The organism is Neobacillus sp. BF23-41, from assembly GCF_041106275.1.
Map to the genome: position 1 here is coordinate 47518 of NZ_JBGBPR010000021.1, position 12935 is coordinate 60452.

Sequence of the window (12935 nt, forward strand, 5' to 3'; positions counted from 1 at the left end):
CTTTCTAGAGGCATGTTGCGATTTCATTTCGGGGCAATTAAATCTATTAAATCAAGTGCTAATACTATTTCAGAGCTTATAATATCAACGTTCCTACTATTCAAACAAAGTAAATAAAATTATGAATATTATGTTATAATACTCTTAAAATAATTAATTATTCTTAGTTATTTGAATAATTACATATTACATAATGAAAGACTTTCCATCTTTAATTTAGGAAAAAACATGAAATATAAAATGGTGCCTGTCACTTGTCGAATGCTACAAATTTCGAGTGGGACAGGCACTTTTTCAGGAGCACAGACTAAGGGGTCGAGTAAATATGAGTTTTAACCAAATGCACATAAAAGATGCTTTTGAATTACCTAAAGAAACCGTTTTGAATGAATTTTATGAACGAATTATTTCAATCCCTATTGAAGCAAGAACAAATTTGAAAAATGAGCTCATTACCGTCATTGGAGAGGAACGAACAAGGGGCGTGTTTATTCGCTACGGCTGGCATTGTGGTGTGAGTGATGCGGAAAAAGCCATGTCATTGCAATGGGACGATGAGATGGATTTGGTAAATGCAGGTCCTAAATTTCACAGGTTGCATGGTTACTTAGATAAAGTGGAAATTTTGGAAATGAGATTTGATGAGCAAAAGAAATGCAATTTTATTGAAGTCCTTTGGATTAATACATTTGAAGCGTCACAATATTTAAAAGACAAAGGCCTCAGTGAAGGGCCTGTTTGTCACACCTTGTGTGGATATGCAAGCGGTTACCTGTCTAAAGTGTTGCAACAGCCGATCCTTGTTAAGGAAGTAGAATGTCGCGCGATGGGTCACGAGCAATGCAAATGTATTTGTATGCCTATTGAAAAATGGGGAGAAGAAATTACGAGTGACCTGAGTTACTATCAAGCGAATAGCATGATCAAGGAACTCGATGAAATAACAGCGAAATTAAAAATGGAACGGGATCATTTAAGTAAAGCGAGCGATATACACCGGCAATTAATTGAGGAACTACTGTCGAACCAAGGGTTACAAAAAGTTGTTGATATTTTATTTGAAACGACTGGTTTAACAGTCTTTATTGAAGATGAATATAATCAAATCATTGTAAAATCAGGAAACCTTCCGAATCCGCTTACTTTAAATACATTTAGAGATTCGAACACTACATTTGTACGTTATTCAGAAAAGCTTTCATTGTTACGCACCCCAATTTTTTATGGACAGCAAGTTAAAGGCTATTGTTCTTTTGTTTATACAGGAGAGAATCAGCCGAATGAGCTTGATTATATGATTATTGAAAAGGCAGCAATAACGTCTTCGCTTATATTATTGAATGAAAGTATAAAAGTTACTACGGAGCAAACGATTAAACGGAGCTTTTTAAATGATATCCTGGAAGGCCGATTGGCAAAGGAAGAAATGTATAAAATCGCCTATTATTTAGATTTCAATCCTTCCTCGACCTATTGGATGTTAACGTTTGAACGATTTGTAAAGGAACCAAAAATTGAACATGAAATAGCGTTTAATGAAGAATTGATTCGTCATATTCATCTATTTTTGAAAGAGCGAACGATCAATTCAATCGTTTCACAAAAACTCAACAAAATTATTATATTAATGGAGTACCCAACTTTTGAAAGTTTGCATATATCACAGTCTACGTTTATTAATCAATTGTTAAAGCATTGTTCACGACGCTTCCCAAAATATAGGATTTCTGTCGGTGTTAGCTCTGTCATCCAAGAGTTTTCACAAACTGTCACGCTATACAATGAAACATTGGCGGCATTACGTGCAACAAACAATCGAAAAAATGTATATTACTTCGAAGAGCTAGGCATTGAAAGTGTTTTATTCCAAATACAGGATGATGTGTTGATTGAGCGCTTTGTGAATCAACATATTGGTAGGTTGTTAGAAGTAGATAGTAATGAATTTGAGTTAATAAAAACGTTATTTGCATATATAGATAATGGAAGCAGTATTAACGATACTGCGAAGGAATTATCCATGTCGATTAGCGGATTACGCTATCGACTGGCCAAAATTAGTGAGATTTTAAACCATGATCTTAATGATACACAATATGCCTTCACACTTTATTTAGCAATCAATATTTTAAAAGCAAAAGGAAAAATTGAGATGTAACTATAAGCCTTGCCCATTAACTTGTTGATGGACAAGGCTTTTTCGTAGTTAAATAATGAAAAAAGTTTGTTTGATTCATCATTTTACAATAACTATCAAGCTAACTCCGTTTCTTTTGTAACGGTTAGAAATATAAACTTATCATGATTTACGCAATCCAATTAAATATATAAAGAAAATATTTAATAGAAAACGTGTTAAAAACAATCTTAATTCAGTATCTACTGTAGGTATATTTAAAATATTCTAAATATTATAATTCAAATCAGTAGTAGATGCATGATAGGATTTGAAAACGTTTACTTAAGAGGAGGAAGGTATATGGCAGTTAATATTTTAGAAGTTAAAAAGACTCCCAACAAAGAAGAACTTCTTATGAGGGCAAAGGAGGTTGGTTTATTAGCTGAAAAATACGCTTTAAAGGCAGATCAAGATTCAAAGCTTCCAGATGAAGTAATTGAAAAAATAAAAGAAGCTGGGTTTCATAAACTTTTACGACCAAAAGAATATGGCGGCCAAGATTTAGATTACTTTACTTTTGGTGAAATGATCCGCACGATCGCGAATCATAGTATCGCCGCTGCATGGTTAAGTTATTTCTTTGTTATTCATGAAACCTGGGTTGCGTTTTTACCAAAAGAAAGCCGTGATGAATTGTATGGAAATGGTGGCTTAATGGCAGATGTATTTGCCCCTGTCGGGAAAGTAACAGAAGATGGCGAAGGCTATCGCCTTTCAGGGCAATGGAACTTCTGTAGTGGAGTGCTTTGGAGTGATTGGATTGGACTAGGCGCAATCACCAAGCTAAAGGATGGGACAGAGCCGGAATATTGTTTATTTATTTTGAATAAAGAGGAAGCGGAAATCGTCCATAACTGGGATGCAATGGGCTTGCGTGGCTCAGGAAGTAACGCGGTGAAAGTTGACAGCGTTTACATACCGCCGAATCGAATTTTCCATGCTACACGTGTCATTAACGGTGAAGGCCCAGTAGATGGTAATTTTGAGCCTGACTATCAAATTTTCAATGTACCATATATCCCATGGTTCTTAATGGGCTTCCAATTTATTCAGATTGGTGGCATTGAACGATTGATTGATATTTTCCAAGAAAAAACAGAAAATCGGATTCGTATTTTTAACAATAATTCAAATGAAAAAGAAGCAGCTAGTAGTCAACGCGTACTGGCGGAATTAAAACTACAATTAAGTTCTTTAAAAGGCTTAGCAAAGGATTACGTAGAAAGGTTAACGTATTATCAACAAAATCGCGTTCGTACATTGGATGAAGAAGAGCGTGAAAGATTGTTTGGGATTCGTGGGCATATATCAAAAACGACTTCTGAGATGGCGCTCCGTATTTTACTTACATTAGGTGGAAACTCCGTATTTAAAGGACAACCTACTGAACTGTTTGTGCGTGACATTATGACAGCGGCTTCTCATCCGACGCACCATTACGAAGATGCAATGGCATCATATGGCAAGTCAATCTTTGGCTTTAAAGGAAACCCAATTTGGTAAATAAAACTTTGGAGGGAATGTGAAATGATGAAAGAACCTATTTTTGATGTGGCACATCTGGCACATATTGAAATTTATAGTCCTAAAGTAGAAGAGTCTGTTTGGTTTTTTAAAGAAATTTTAGGGATGGAAGAATCGCACCGTCAAGGTGATTCTGTTTATATGCGTGCTTACGAGGATCTTTATCATCATACATTGATCATTACGAAAAATGATGAAGCGGGTCTTGGGCATGTGGCATGGCGTGCCACTTCTCCGCAAGCTCTAGAGCGTCGTGTACGAGAAATCGAAGCGACAGGTTATGGTATGGGGTGGATTGAAGGCGATGTCGGTCATGGACCAGCCTATCAATTTACCACGCCAGATGGACATAAAATGGAAATTCTTTGGGAGGTGGAATATTTCAAAGCGAATGAGGATCAAGCTACACCACTTTTAAACCGTCCACAAAGGCGTCCACGTCGCGGAGTACCAGTACGTCGCTTAGACCATGTGAATGTCCTGGCGAGCGAAACAAATAAAAACGTTGAGTTCTTAGAAAATGCACTTGGATTTAAAGTGCGCGAACGTATTCTAAATGATGATAATACAGATGTAGCAGCATGGTTAAGTTCGAACTCATTAGTGCACGAAGTTGCCATCATGGGAGACGCATTAGCTGAAAAAGGAAGATTACATCATATTTGCTACTGGTACGGCTATCCCCAACATTTAATGGATGTAAGTGAATTATTGGTGGAGCATGGGTTTAAAATTGAAGCAGGTCCTGGCAAGCACGGTGTCTCTCAGGCTTACTTCCTATATGTGATCGAACCTGGGGGTAATCGTGTTGAATTATTCGGTGACACGGGTTATCAAATTTTTGACCCAGACTGGAAAACGGTTGAATGGAAAGGGAAAGATTTAGAGCATGCAATTATTTGGTACGGCTCTAATTTACCACAAGAGTTCTTTGAATATGGAACACCAGTGAAGAAAAAGGCAGTTGCACCACTAAAATAAATGCTGGTGAATAGTTACAGGTGAGCTTTTCCAATGTACAAGCTCGCCATGTATGGAATGTAAAAGCGAGAGGAAGCTTTCAATAGTTTCCTCTATCTTTATTAATAGATGGAAGGAGCAATACGTTATGACGATTATCTCAAAATATATGGATGTGAATGGGATTAACACACACTATCATGAGGAGGGGAGAGGAGCAGAAAAAATTATATTAATACATGGGTCAGGACCAGGTGTATCTGCCTTCGCAAACTGGCGCTTAATTATCCCAAGCTTAAGTGAATCCTATCATGTATTTGCACCTGATATTATTGGTTTTGGCAAAACGGATAAACTCTCCAATCATCAATATACCGTTGAACTGTGGGTACAACATTTAATTAGCTTTATTGAATCCGTGTCGGATCAGCCTGTTCACTTAGTCGGCAACTCAATGGGCGGCGCATTAGCACTCCATGTTGCCTATCAAAGACCGGACCTTGTGAAAAAATTAGTTTTAATGGGTAGTGTTGGCATCAAGCACCAAATTTCAGAAGGATTAGAACGTGTTTGGGGGTATGAGCCAAGTTTGGAGTCAATGCGAGAATTAATTGAATTATTCTCGTACGATGAAAAAGCAGCGAAAAATGAAGAATTAGTCCGACTTCGCTATGAAGCTAGTATTGAACCTGAGGTGAAAGATGCATTTTCGGCTATGTTCCCAGAGCCGCGCCAACAAAAGCTCGACGAATTGGCGTTAACCGATGAACAAATTCAAAGCATTAATGTACGAACACTATTATTCCATGGCTTGAATGACAAGGTTATCCCCATTGCAGACACAAGCTATCGTCTAATTGAATTGCTTCCGCAAGCAGAACTACATGTATTTAATGAGTGCGGGCATTGGACACAAATCGAAAAAACTGAGCCGTTCGTGGAGAATATTTTAAGATTTATTAAATGATGAATCTCATAAAGATGAGCCCTACGCGTGATGGAGGATTTCGAAAAGTAAAATGGGTAATATCAATATTGCCAATTGGAAAAGTAACCGATATTCATCTTGAAGAGAAGGAACCACTTGTGTTCTTTAACGGAAAATATCGTGCATTGGCAGAAGTATAAGCTGACTTCATTATTGGAACATGAAAGGAGACTGGATGGAAACGATCTATTTAAGTAAGGGGAATTTGGCTGCTTATCAGGAAATCGCAAGCTCAAATGTTATGGCAATTGGATGTTTTGACGGTCTCCATCATGGGCATGTAAAAGTGATTCAAACTGCATTGCAGGAAGCAAAGGAAAGACAAGTCTCATTGTCAGTAATGAGTTTCTTTCCTCACCCGAAAACGGTCATTGAGGGGAAGGCATGTTTTCACTATTTAATGTCTCAGTCCGAAAAAGAAAAGAGGCTTAGTGAACTAGGTGTAGATACTTTTTACCTTGTGGAGTTCGATAAAGACTTTGCTGGGTTGTCACCTCGAGCATTTGTTAAGGAATACCTGATCAATCTGGGTGTTATTCATGCAGTAGCAGGATATGACTTTTCGTATGGCAGCCGCGGAGCAGGGAATATGGAAACATTGAAACAAGATTCTGGAGACCGGATGGATGTGACTACGGTCGACAAGGTGGAGTACAAAGGGGAAAAAATCAGTTCGACTCGTATCAGACAACAACTGTTAGAAGGAAATGTCGAGGAGCTGCCCTATCTTATCGGGCACTCTTACGAATTAATTACACAAAAGCCCGGCTAGCTCCTATCCGCTAGTCGGGCTTTTTCACGCGCAAAAACTTCCGATTGTCCCCTTAAAGAACCGTCCCCATGGTCTTTCGAGATATACATTATATGGTAAGATATGGAGTAGTAATTAACTCCTGTATTTATCTAAACCACATAAACAACCTTTTGAGCATATTTTCTTAGCTCTAAAAATCCGCATAATCCTGATGTTACCGTCTATATTAACTTACGCATACTAAAAGAGTAAAAAGTTATTCGGAGTAATATGATTTTTTCTACTGTCAATTAAAGCAATACATTGAGCCAATCGCTCTACCCCTATTTTAATTTGACTCTCTTTCACTTGAGAGATGCTTAATCGAAGGAGATTTTCCTTTTTATATTCTGGTAAAAACATTCTTGAGGCATCATCGACATATATATGCTGCTCGTTTAGCATATGAACTACCTGTTTTGCTGTTACATTCTCGGGCAAACAGATGGATAGATAGAATCCTGAAGTCGGTTTAGAAAAATGAGTATTATCCTGTAGCAATAATTCACAGGCTTCTTGAAGGATTTGCATTTTAGTACGGTAAACCTCTTTTATTTTTTTGAGATGGCTATTAAACATACCACTTTTTAAATAGATTTCTAATGCACCTTGAGAAAGTGCTGAACTATTAAAATCCGAACTAAATTTATATCGTAAAAAATTGTTAATCATTAATGTAGGAAGAACGACAGCAGCAATCCTTAACCCTGGGAGAAAAATTTTCGAAAAGCTTTTAATATAAATCACTCTCCCAGAAGGATCAAAAGAAAATAAAGGATCTGATTTTGCATTTGGATCCAGGTCTCCTAAAAAATCATCTTCCACTATATATACATCGTATTTTTCAGCTAACTCAACGATTTTTTTCTTTTCACTATTCGTGTAACAATGTCCAAGAGGATTGTGAAATCTCGGGATAATATAGAAAAATTTTATATCATTATTTCGAAAAATGTATTCCAGACGATCAAGATCAATCCCTTCCATCGATAACTCAATTCCAAAAGTAGTAGCTTGGTGCAGATTGATGGACTCAATAAACCCGAAATAAGTAGGCTGCTCAATTAGAATATTGTTTTTTCCATTTGGAAACGGCATTGAAACTAATAAATTTAGGGCTTGTTGCGAGCCAGATACAACGACTACTCTTTCAGGTTGAGTGAACACCTGTAAATTCTGCAAATATTTCACTAACTGTACTCGTAATGAGTAAAGCCCTTGTTGATCAGAGTATGTAAAAAGCTCTTCTTTATATTGTTCAATTGCTTGATTCATACAATGTTGAAATTCAACATAGGGCATAACGTTCTTATCTGGACCAGCAGATAAGAAATCAATCACCTCATTTTCTTTCGTCGCATTTTGTAATTCATTGACAACATAGTAGCCACTTTTAGGAACAGAATAAATTAAATGCTCTTTTTCTAGTTCTTCGTATGCTTTAATGACCGTATTTTTGCTACATGAAAAATACTCAGATAGTTGACGAACAGAAGGGAGTTTACTCCCTGCAATAAGCTCCCCATCTGCTAGCCGAAGCTTAATTTCTTCCATTATCTCGATATATTTTGAGCTCATACATTTATCCTCCTTCAACTGTACCGGTACAGAAGGGTAAAAAAGTGGTTTATTTTTAGTGTGTGTACCTATTATTATTTTAATTATATCAGAACTGTTTTTTAAGAAAAACAGAAAATGATACAGATATAATACGAAGGTAGGTAGGATAAGATGCAGAGAGAAACCAGGGAGAAATTTGGATTATTGTTGGGATTAGTAGGTGTCATTTGTTTTAGCTTAACGCTCCCTTCTACAAGTATTGCAGTAGAGTATTTTGGGACTACGATCGTCGGTTTAGGAAGAACAGTTGTTGCTGCTATTTTAGTAGCTGTGATATTGATTGTTCGAAAAGAAAAACTACCTTCTCCTCGCCAATTCAAAAGTCTACTTATTGTTGCTGTTGGTGCAGTTTTAGGATTTCCTCTCCTCACTTCTTGGGCAATGGAGTCCTTGCCTGTTTCTCATGGAGCTGTGGAATTAGCCCTGTTACCATTAGCAACAGTAGGATTTGCTATGTTTAGAGCAGGTGAAATCCCTTCTCTCAAATTCTGGATTTCAAGTATAATCGGCTCTTTAGCTGTTATTATGTATGCACTTCATCTTGGATTCGGTCAATTACAATTTGCCGATTTAGCTTTACTAACAGCAGTAATTATACTTGGACTTAGTTACGCAGAAGGTGGGAGATTAGCGAAAGAATTAGGTAGTTGGCAAGTGATTGCTTGGGCAATTATGATCGGTGCTCCATTTTTCATTATTCCAGTTGGGCTAAACCTTACAACTGAAATGCTCCATGCACCTTTACAAGCTTGGGTTAGTTTTATTTATCTCGCAGTGGTTAGTCAGTTTCTAGCATATGTTGCATGGTATAGCGGAATGGCCATGGGCGGAATAGCAAGAGTTAGTCAGATTCAATACTTACAACCATTTTTGATGATTCTATTTGCAACAGTATTTCTAGATGAATCCATCACACCTTTCACTCTTGTAATAGCAGTGATTGTTGTTTTTTCAGTAATATTAGGTAAAAATGCTCCCGTATCAAAAAAAGGTTCTGTATCAGTGAAAAACTAACTTCAAGTTCAATTGACATTACTAAAAAATTAAATATAAAAAGGAATAAATCTTATTGCATAGCTTATGGAATGACCGAATTGTAGTAGATGAAGAAGTTTTCATTGATAAACAAGATCGTGGTTAAAAAACGGTTATCTTTTAGAGAAATAATAAATTTAATAATAAGAAAAGATTCTGAGAGGAGAAAAATCATGTATATTCCTACACATTTTAAAATTAAAGACGATACACTTGCCTTCGACATTATGAAGGAACATAGTTTTGCGACTCTTTTTTCTCAACATAATGGGTTGCCATTTGCGACTCATTTACCGTTAATTTTGAACAAGGATAATTCATACTTATATGGCCATTTTGCTCGTCCTAATCCTCAGTGGAAAGATATCAAAAATCAAACCGTCTTAGCTATTTTTCATGGTCCTCATTGTTATATCTCACCATCTTGGTATGAGACGAATAAAGCAGTACCAACATGGAATTATTTAACTATTCATGTTTACGGAGAAGTCGAACTATTAGAGGATGAACATGAGTTAATGAACTCCTTAAATGATATGGTAATGAAGTACGAAGCTCCTGACAGTTCATACAGTTTGCAAGATGTAGATGCTGAGTTTCTCTCTGGTATGAACAAGGGAGTTCAAGGATTCAAAATAAAAATCAACAAAATAGAAGGGAAAGCAAAGTTAAGTCAAAACCATTCATCGCAGCGACAAGGGTTAATTGTTAATCAATTGGAACAGATTTCAAGTACAGATGAGCAACAGATTTCATTATTAATGATAGCAAACCTAAAAAAATAACGTTGAATATTACTTCATAACGGGAGTGATGATTCAATAAGGATTTTGGACCAGGATTAGGACCAGGTTTTTATCCAGGTATTGGTTTAGGAGGACCAGGCTCAGGTTTTGGTTTCTCTCCAGGTCTTGGCTTAGGTGGACCAGGTTCAGGATTTGGTTTTTATCCAGGACTTGGTTTTGGCTATCCTCACCCACACCACTACCCGTACTACCACCATTATTAAAATTATCTGATAAAAACTTCCAAATAATAATGAGATGAAGTTTCTCTGAAACAGGATGTTTCCACAATTGTAGAAACGCCTGTTTCTTGTTAGGTATGGAAAAAGTTGTAAATTTATAACTGGTGGATACTGTATTATGACAATTAGACCAGGCACTCTTAATTTTTTAGATCTAAAAATTTGCGAATTTCTTCAACATGTTTATCTTTAGGATAGTTCTTATATAAAGCACTTGATAATCGAATGGGGTCACCAAAAAAGTATCTCTCATATTGGGTTTGTCTTGTACCAAATGAACTCATCGTAAGATCCCATGCCAATCGGAAAATTTTAACCCGATCATGAGCTGTCTTGTTTGCCGCTTGAAGGTATTGGTTCAGGTCTTCTCTAATATCTGAATCAAAGTCCCTCTCCGTAGGTAAGGAAACCATTCCGCTAGCTCCAATTAATTGGATAATTTCACTGAAGCGGGGATAAATTCTAGGAAAGATGTTACAAGCGACTTGTAATGGTATCGTACTAGGTCGCATATATCCCCATTCATCTAATTCTGAATCATTTTCTGATTTCTCTAATAGTGCTTTCATTGTTTCAAGACCAATAATCATTTCGGAAAGTTTTTCTTGTATATGTTGAAACTCACTAACATTAATCGTCTCGACAAGAAGTTGAACAACCCCAAGAATAAATTCTGTTTTTACAATTTGTCTGATTACAACTTGATGGTATGCAAAGGTGTAAAAAGAGCTTTGATTCATGAAGTCAGTAGCCGCTTCAACATTATCGTAAAAAAATACTCTATCCCATGGAACTAATACATTGTCAAACACAACGATTGAATCCATTTCTTCATATCTTGAGCTGAGGGGATGATTAAATGAAGATTCTCCTCCCACAAAAGATTCTCTGCAAATAAATCTTAATCCTTTCGTGTTAGAAGGGATAGAAAAGGCGAACGCTTCTTCACTATCAAATAATCTTGTGGCAGAAATAACCAATACTTCATCAGTTAACCCGCCTTGAGTAGCGAGCAGGCGGGCACCTTTTATGACTATTCCTTTTTCATTTCTATCAATAATCTTAGCGGAGATAGGCTTTTCAGAAAAATCCAAATAATGCTGGGAACGATTTACCTGGGGAGTAATAAATGTATGTGTAAACGAGAGGTCTTGTTCCATCGCTCTTTTATATAGAAATCTAATATTTTCAGGAAAACAATTTTCCCTACCTTTTATTAGTGAGGCAGAGGAGGCAAAGCTCATTACAGCCGTGTTCATATAGTCAGGACTTCTTCCCATCATTCCATGAGTGTGTATTGCCCAATTTTCGATCATTTTTCTTCTTCTCTTCAAATCCTCTTTCGATTTGGGCTGCAAATATGAAAGTCCAATAGGTTCTTCTTTATCAGGTAAAAAGAAAGTCATCTCATCTTTTAGAACGGGATTATTTTGTAAATCATAAAGGGAAGCTTTTGCCTTAAGAATCCCTTTAAAGGCAGGATGCTCAGAAATTTTTCCCTTAATTTTTTCACCATCAAACCAAATCTCATTTTCCAACTTATTTAAACGATCAATAAAATTTTTTCCATTAATGATTCCCAAATTTACCTACTCCCTTGGTTAAAGATCCATAAAATCGTACTAGCTAAGCTAATATCATTTTATTGGATAACATGGATGCTTGTTCCCGTTGGAAGAGCCTTGTTTTAAATTGGGGAAAATGCCATTATAAATGAAAATTTCAATTAGCTACCTTCACTTTCCTATCAAGGTGACTTTCATCCAACAATGCAATCTTGGCATAAATATTTACGTGATAAAGGGTTGGATAACCGACCACCAGAAATCCGATGGTAGCTGCATCTTGCCTGGTTAAAGTTAAGGGAGATTACATAGACAGAATCAAGGGAATATATGAAGATATGACTGCGATTCAGTATCGCCTTTTCCTAATCAGGAAGATTAGTTCAATAAATAATTTCAAATATACCAAGGACATACCCTTGAAAATGTTGAATAAAGTATCATTAAGAGATTTTCAATATGGGGTTGATTTCTTTGGATGAAGTGAAAAAAGTTGTACCTCGATTGATTGAAATTATTGCAATCTTATCAGTTGGTTTACTTTTCACAATATATATATTAGGGTAGATGAAGGTTATCCTGCTACTAAATCGTCTTCTTCCTTCGGCAAACATTCAATAAATATTGATGAAAAACTAAAACCGAAGATGGTATAATGATAGCTTTGTCAAAATAACTTCCATATACATTTGATAATCAATCCAAAACTTTACAATTGACAAAATGAACTGTATCGATTAAATTTACAGTATGGTAACTGTAAGATTTTTTATTACATTTAAAAATACTTGCCAAAATACACGAAGGAGTGTGTAAAAGTATGGTGACTGTTTATACCACACCGAGTTGTGGTTCTTGCCGAAAAGCTAAAGCTTGGCTTGAAGAGCATCGAATTGAGTATATGGAAAGAAACATCTTATCTCAGCCCTTTACAGTCGATGAGATTAAATCGATTCTTCGCATGACGGAAGAGGGGACGAGCGAAATTATTTCAACTAATTCGAAGGCGTTCCAAGAATTAAACGTAAATATTGAAACTCTTCCGCTTAATGAATTGTATAAATTAATAATGGAGCATCCTAAAATGGTGCGCCGGCCAATCATCCTCGACGAAAAAAGATTACAGGTTGGATATAACGAGGACGAAATTCGTAGTTTTTTGCCCCGTAGGATACGAAATTATTTGTACACCGAATTGCAAAAAGAGGCCAATTAAAATGAAATAATAAGGGCAAAATCCTTAG

At 36.4% G+C, this 12935-nt stretch carries 11 protein-coding genes; 9 read left to right on the forward strand and 2 right to left on the reverse strand.

The window, feature by feature from the left end:
- Positions 1–325 precede the first annotated feature (325 nt).
- The 6 genes from AB7942_RS23435 (at position 326) to AB7942_RS23460 (ending at position 6423) form a co-directional block, all read left to right on the forward strand.
- Positions 326–2158 carry a XylR N-terminal domain-containing protein gene (locus AB7942_RS23435; protein WP_369448739.1) on the forward strand — a complete coding sequence of 611 codons (1833 nt, stop codon included), beginning with the start codon at positions 326–328 and terminating at the stop codon, positions 2156–2158.
- Between the two features lie 321 nt (positions 2159–2479).
- Positions 2480–3682 carry an acyl-CoA dehydrogenase family protein gene (locus AB7942_RS23440; RefSeq protein ID WP_369448740.1) on the forward strand — a complete coding sequence of 401 codons (1203 nt, stop codon included), beginning with the start codon at positions 2480–2482 and terminating at the stop codon, positions 3680–3682.
- A gap of 24 nt (positions 3683–3706) precedes the next feature.
- Positions 3707–4684, forward strand: a complete 978-nt coding sequence (locus AB7942_RS23445; RefSeq protein ID WP_369448741.1) for a catechol 2,3-dioxygenase — start codon at positions 3707–3709, stop codon at positions 4682–4684.
- A 127-nt stretch (positions 4685–4811) separates the two neighbouring features.
- Positions 4812–5630: an alpha/beta fold hydrolase gene (locus AB7942_RS23450; RefSeq protein ID WP_369448742.1), complete on the forward strand. Its 819-nt coding sequence runs from the start codon at positions 4812–4814 to the stop codon at positions 5628–5630.
- Positions 5627–5791, forward strand: a complete 165-nt coding sequence (locus tag AB7942_RS23455) for a hypothetical protein (RefSeq protein WP_369448743.1) — start codon at positions 5627–5629, stop codon at positions 5789–5791. Before AB7942_RS23450 ends, AB7942_RS23455 begins: the two co-directional genes overlap by 4 nt.
- Before the next feature lie 35 nt (positions 5792–5826).
- A complete protein-coding gene (locus tag AB7942_RS23460; RefSeq protein WP_369448744.1) occupies positions 5827–6423 on the forward strand; it encodes an adenylyltransferase/cytidyltransferase family protein in 597 nt (198 codons plus the stop codon).
- A 222-nt stretch (positions 6424–6645) separates the two neighbouring features.
- Here AB7942_RS23460 and AB7942_RS23465 read toward each other — a convergent pair whose 3' ends face one another.
- Positions 6646–8022, reverse strand: a complete 1377-nt coding sequence (locus tag AB7942_RS23465) for an aminotransferase-like domain-containing protein (protein WP_369448745.1) — start codon at positions 8020–8022, stop codon at positions 6646–6648.
- 153 nt (positions 8023–8175) lie between these two features.
- Between AB7942_RS23465 and AB7942_RS23470 the strand changes: the two genes are divergently transcribed.
- Together AB7942_RS23470 and AB7942_RS23475 are read left to right on the forward strand one after the other, a co-directional pair.
- Positions 8176–9078 carry a DMT family transporter gene (locus AB7942_RS23470; RefSeq protein WP_369448746.1) on the forward strand — a complete coding sequence of 301 codons (903 nt, stop codon included), beginning with the start codon at positions 8176–8178 and terminating at the stop codon, positions 9076–9078.
- A 194-nt stretch (positions 9079–9272) separates the two neighbouring features.
- Positions 9273–9884 carry an FMN-binding negative transcriptional regulator gene (locus tag AB7942_RS23475; protein WP_369448747.1) on the forward strand — a complete coding sequence of 204 codons (612 nt, stop codon included), beginning with the start codon at positions 9273–9275 and terminating at the stop codon, positions 9882–9884.
- A gap of 382 nt (positions 9885–10266) precedes the next feature.
- On the opposite strand, the gene hpaB is transcribed toward AB7942_RS23475, so the two are convergent.
- Positions 10267–11709: a 4-hydroxyphenylacetate 3-monooxygenase, oxygenase component gene (hpaB, locus tag AB7942_RS23480; protein ID WP_369448748.1), complete on the reverse strand. Its 1443-nt coding sequence runs from the start codon at positions 11707–11709 to the stop codon at positions 10267–10269.
- An 802-nt stretch (positions 11710–12511) separates the two neighbouring features.
- Between hpaB and spxA the strand changes: the two genes are divergently transcribed.
- Positions 12512–12907 (forward strand): transcriptional regulator SpxA, encoded by a 396-nt coding sequence (spxA, locus tag AB7942_RS23485; protein WP_088087263.1) that lies wholly within the window; start codon positions 12512–12514, stop codon positions 12905–12907.
- The last annotated feature ends 28 nt before the right edge of the window (positions 12908–12935 follow it).

Excerpts from the sequence above, each read along its gene's own strand:
- AB7942_RS23435 (WP_369448739.1), top strand. The coding sequence starts at position 326 with ATGAGTTTTAACCAAATGCACATAAAAGATGCTTTTGAATTACCTAAA.
- AB7942_RS23440 (WP_369448740.1), top strand. The coding sequence starts at position 2,480 with ATGGCAGTTAATATTTTAGAAGTTAAAAAGACTCCCAACAAAGAAGAA.
- AB7942_RS23445 (WP_369448741.1), top strand. The coding sequence starts at position 3,707 with ATGATGAAAGAACCTATTTTTGATGTGGCACATCTGGCACATATTGAA.
- AB7942_RS23450 (WP_369448742.1), top strand. The coding sequence starts at position 4,812 with ATGACGATTATCTCAAAATATATGGATGTGAATGGGATTAACACACAC.
- AB7942_RS23455 (WP_369448743.1), top strand. The coding sequence starts at position 5,627 with ATGATGAATCTCATAAAGATGAGCCCTACGCGTGATGGAGGATTTCGA.
- AB7942_RS23460 (WP_369448744.1), top strand. The coding sequence starts at position 5,827 with ATGGAAACGATCTATTTAAGTAAGGGGAATTTGGCTGCTTATCAGGAA.
- AB7942_RS23465 (WP_369448745.1), bottom strand. The coding sequence starts at position 8,022 with ATGAGCTCAAAATATATCGAGATAATGGAAGAAATTAAGCTTCGGCTA.
- AB7942_RS23470 (WP_369448746.1), top strand. The coding sequence starts at position 8,176 with ATGCAGAGAGAAACCAGGGAGAAATTTGGATTATTGTTGGGATTAGTA.
- AB7942_RS23475 (WP_369448747.1), top strand. The coding sequence starts at position 9,273 with ATGTATATTCCTACACATTTTAAAATTAAAGACGATACACTTGCCTTC.
- spxA (WP_088087263.1), top strand. The coding sequence starts at position 12,512 with ATGGTGACTGTTTATACCACACCGAGTTGTGGTTCTTGCCGAAAAGCT.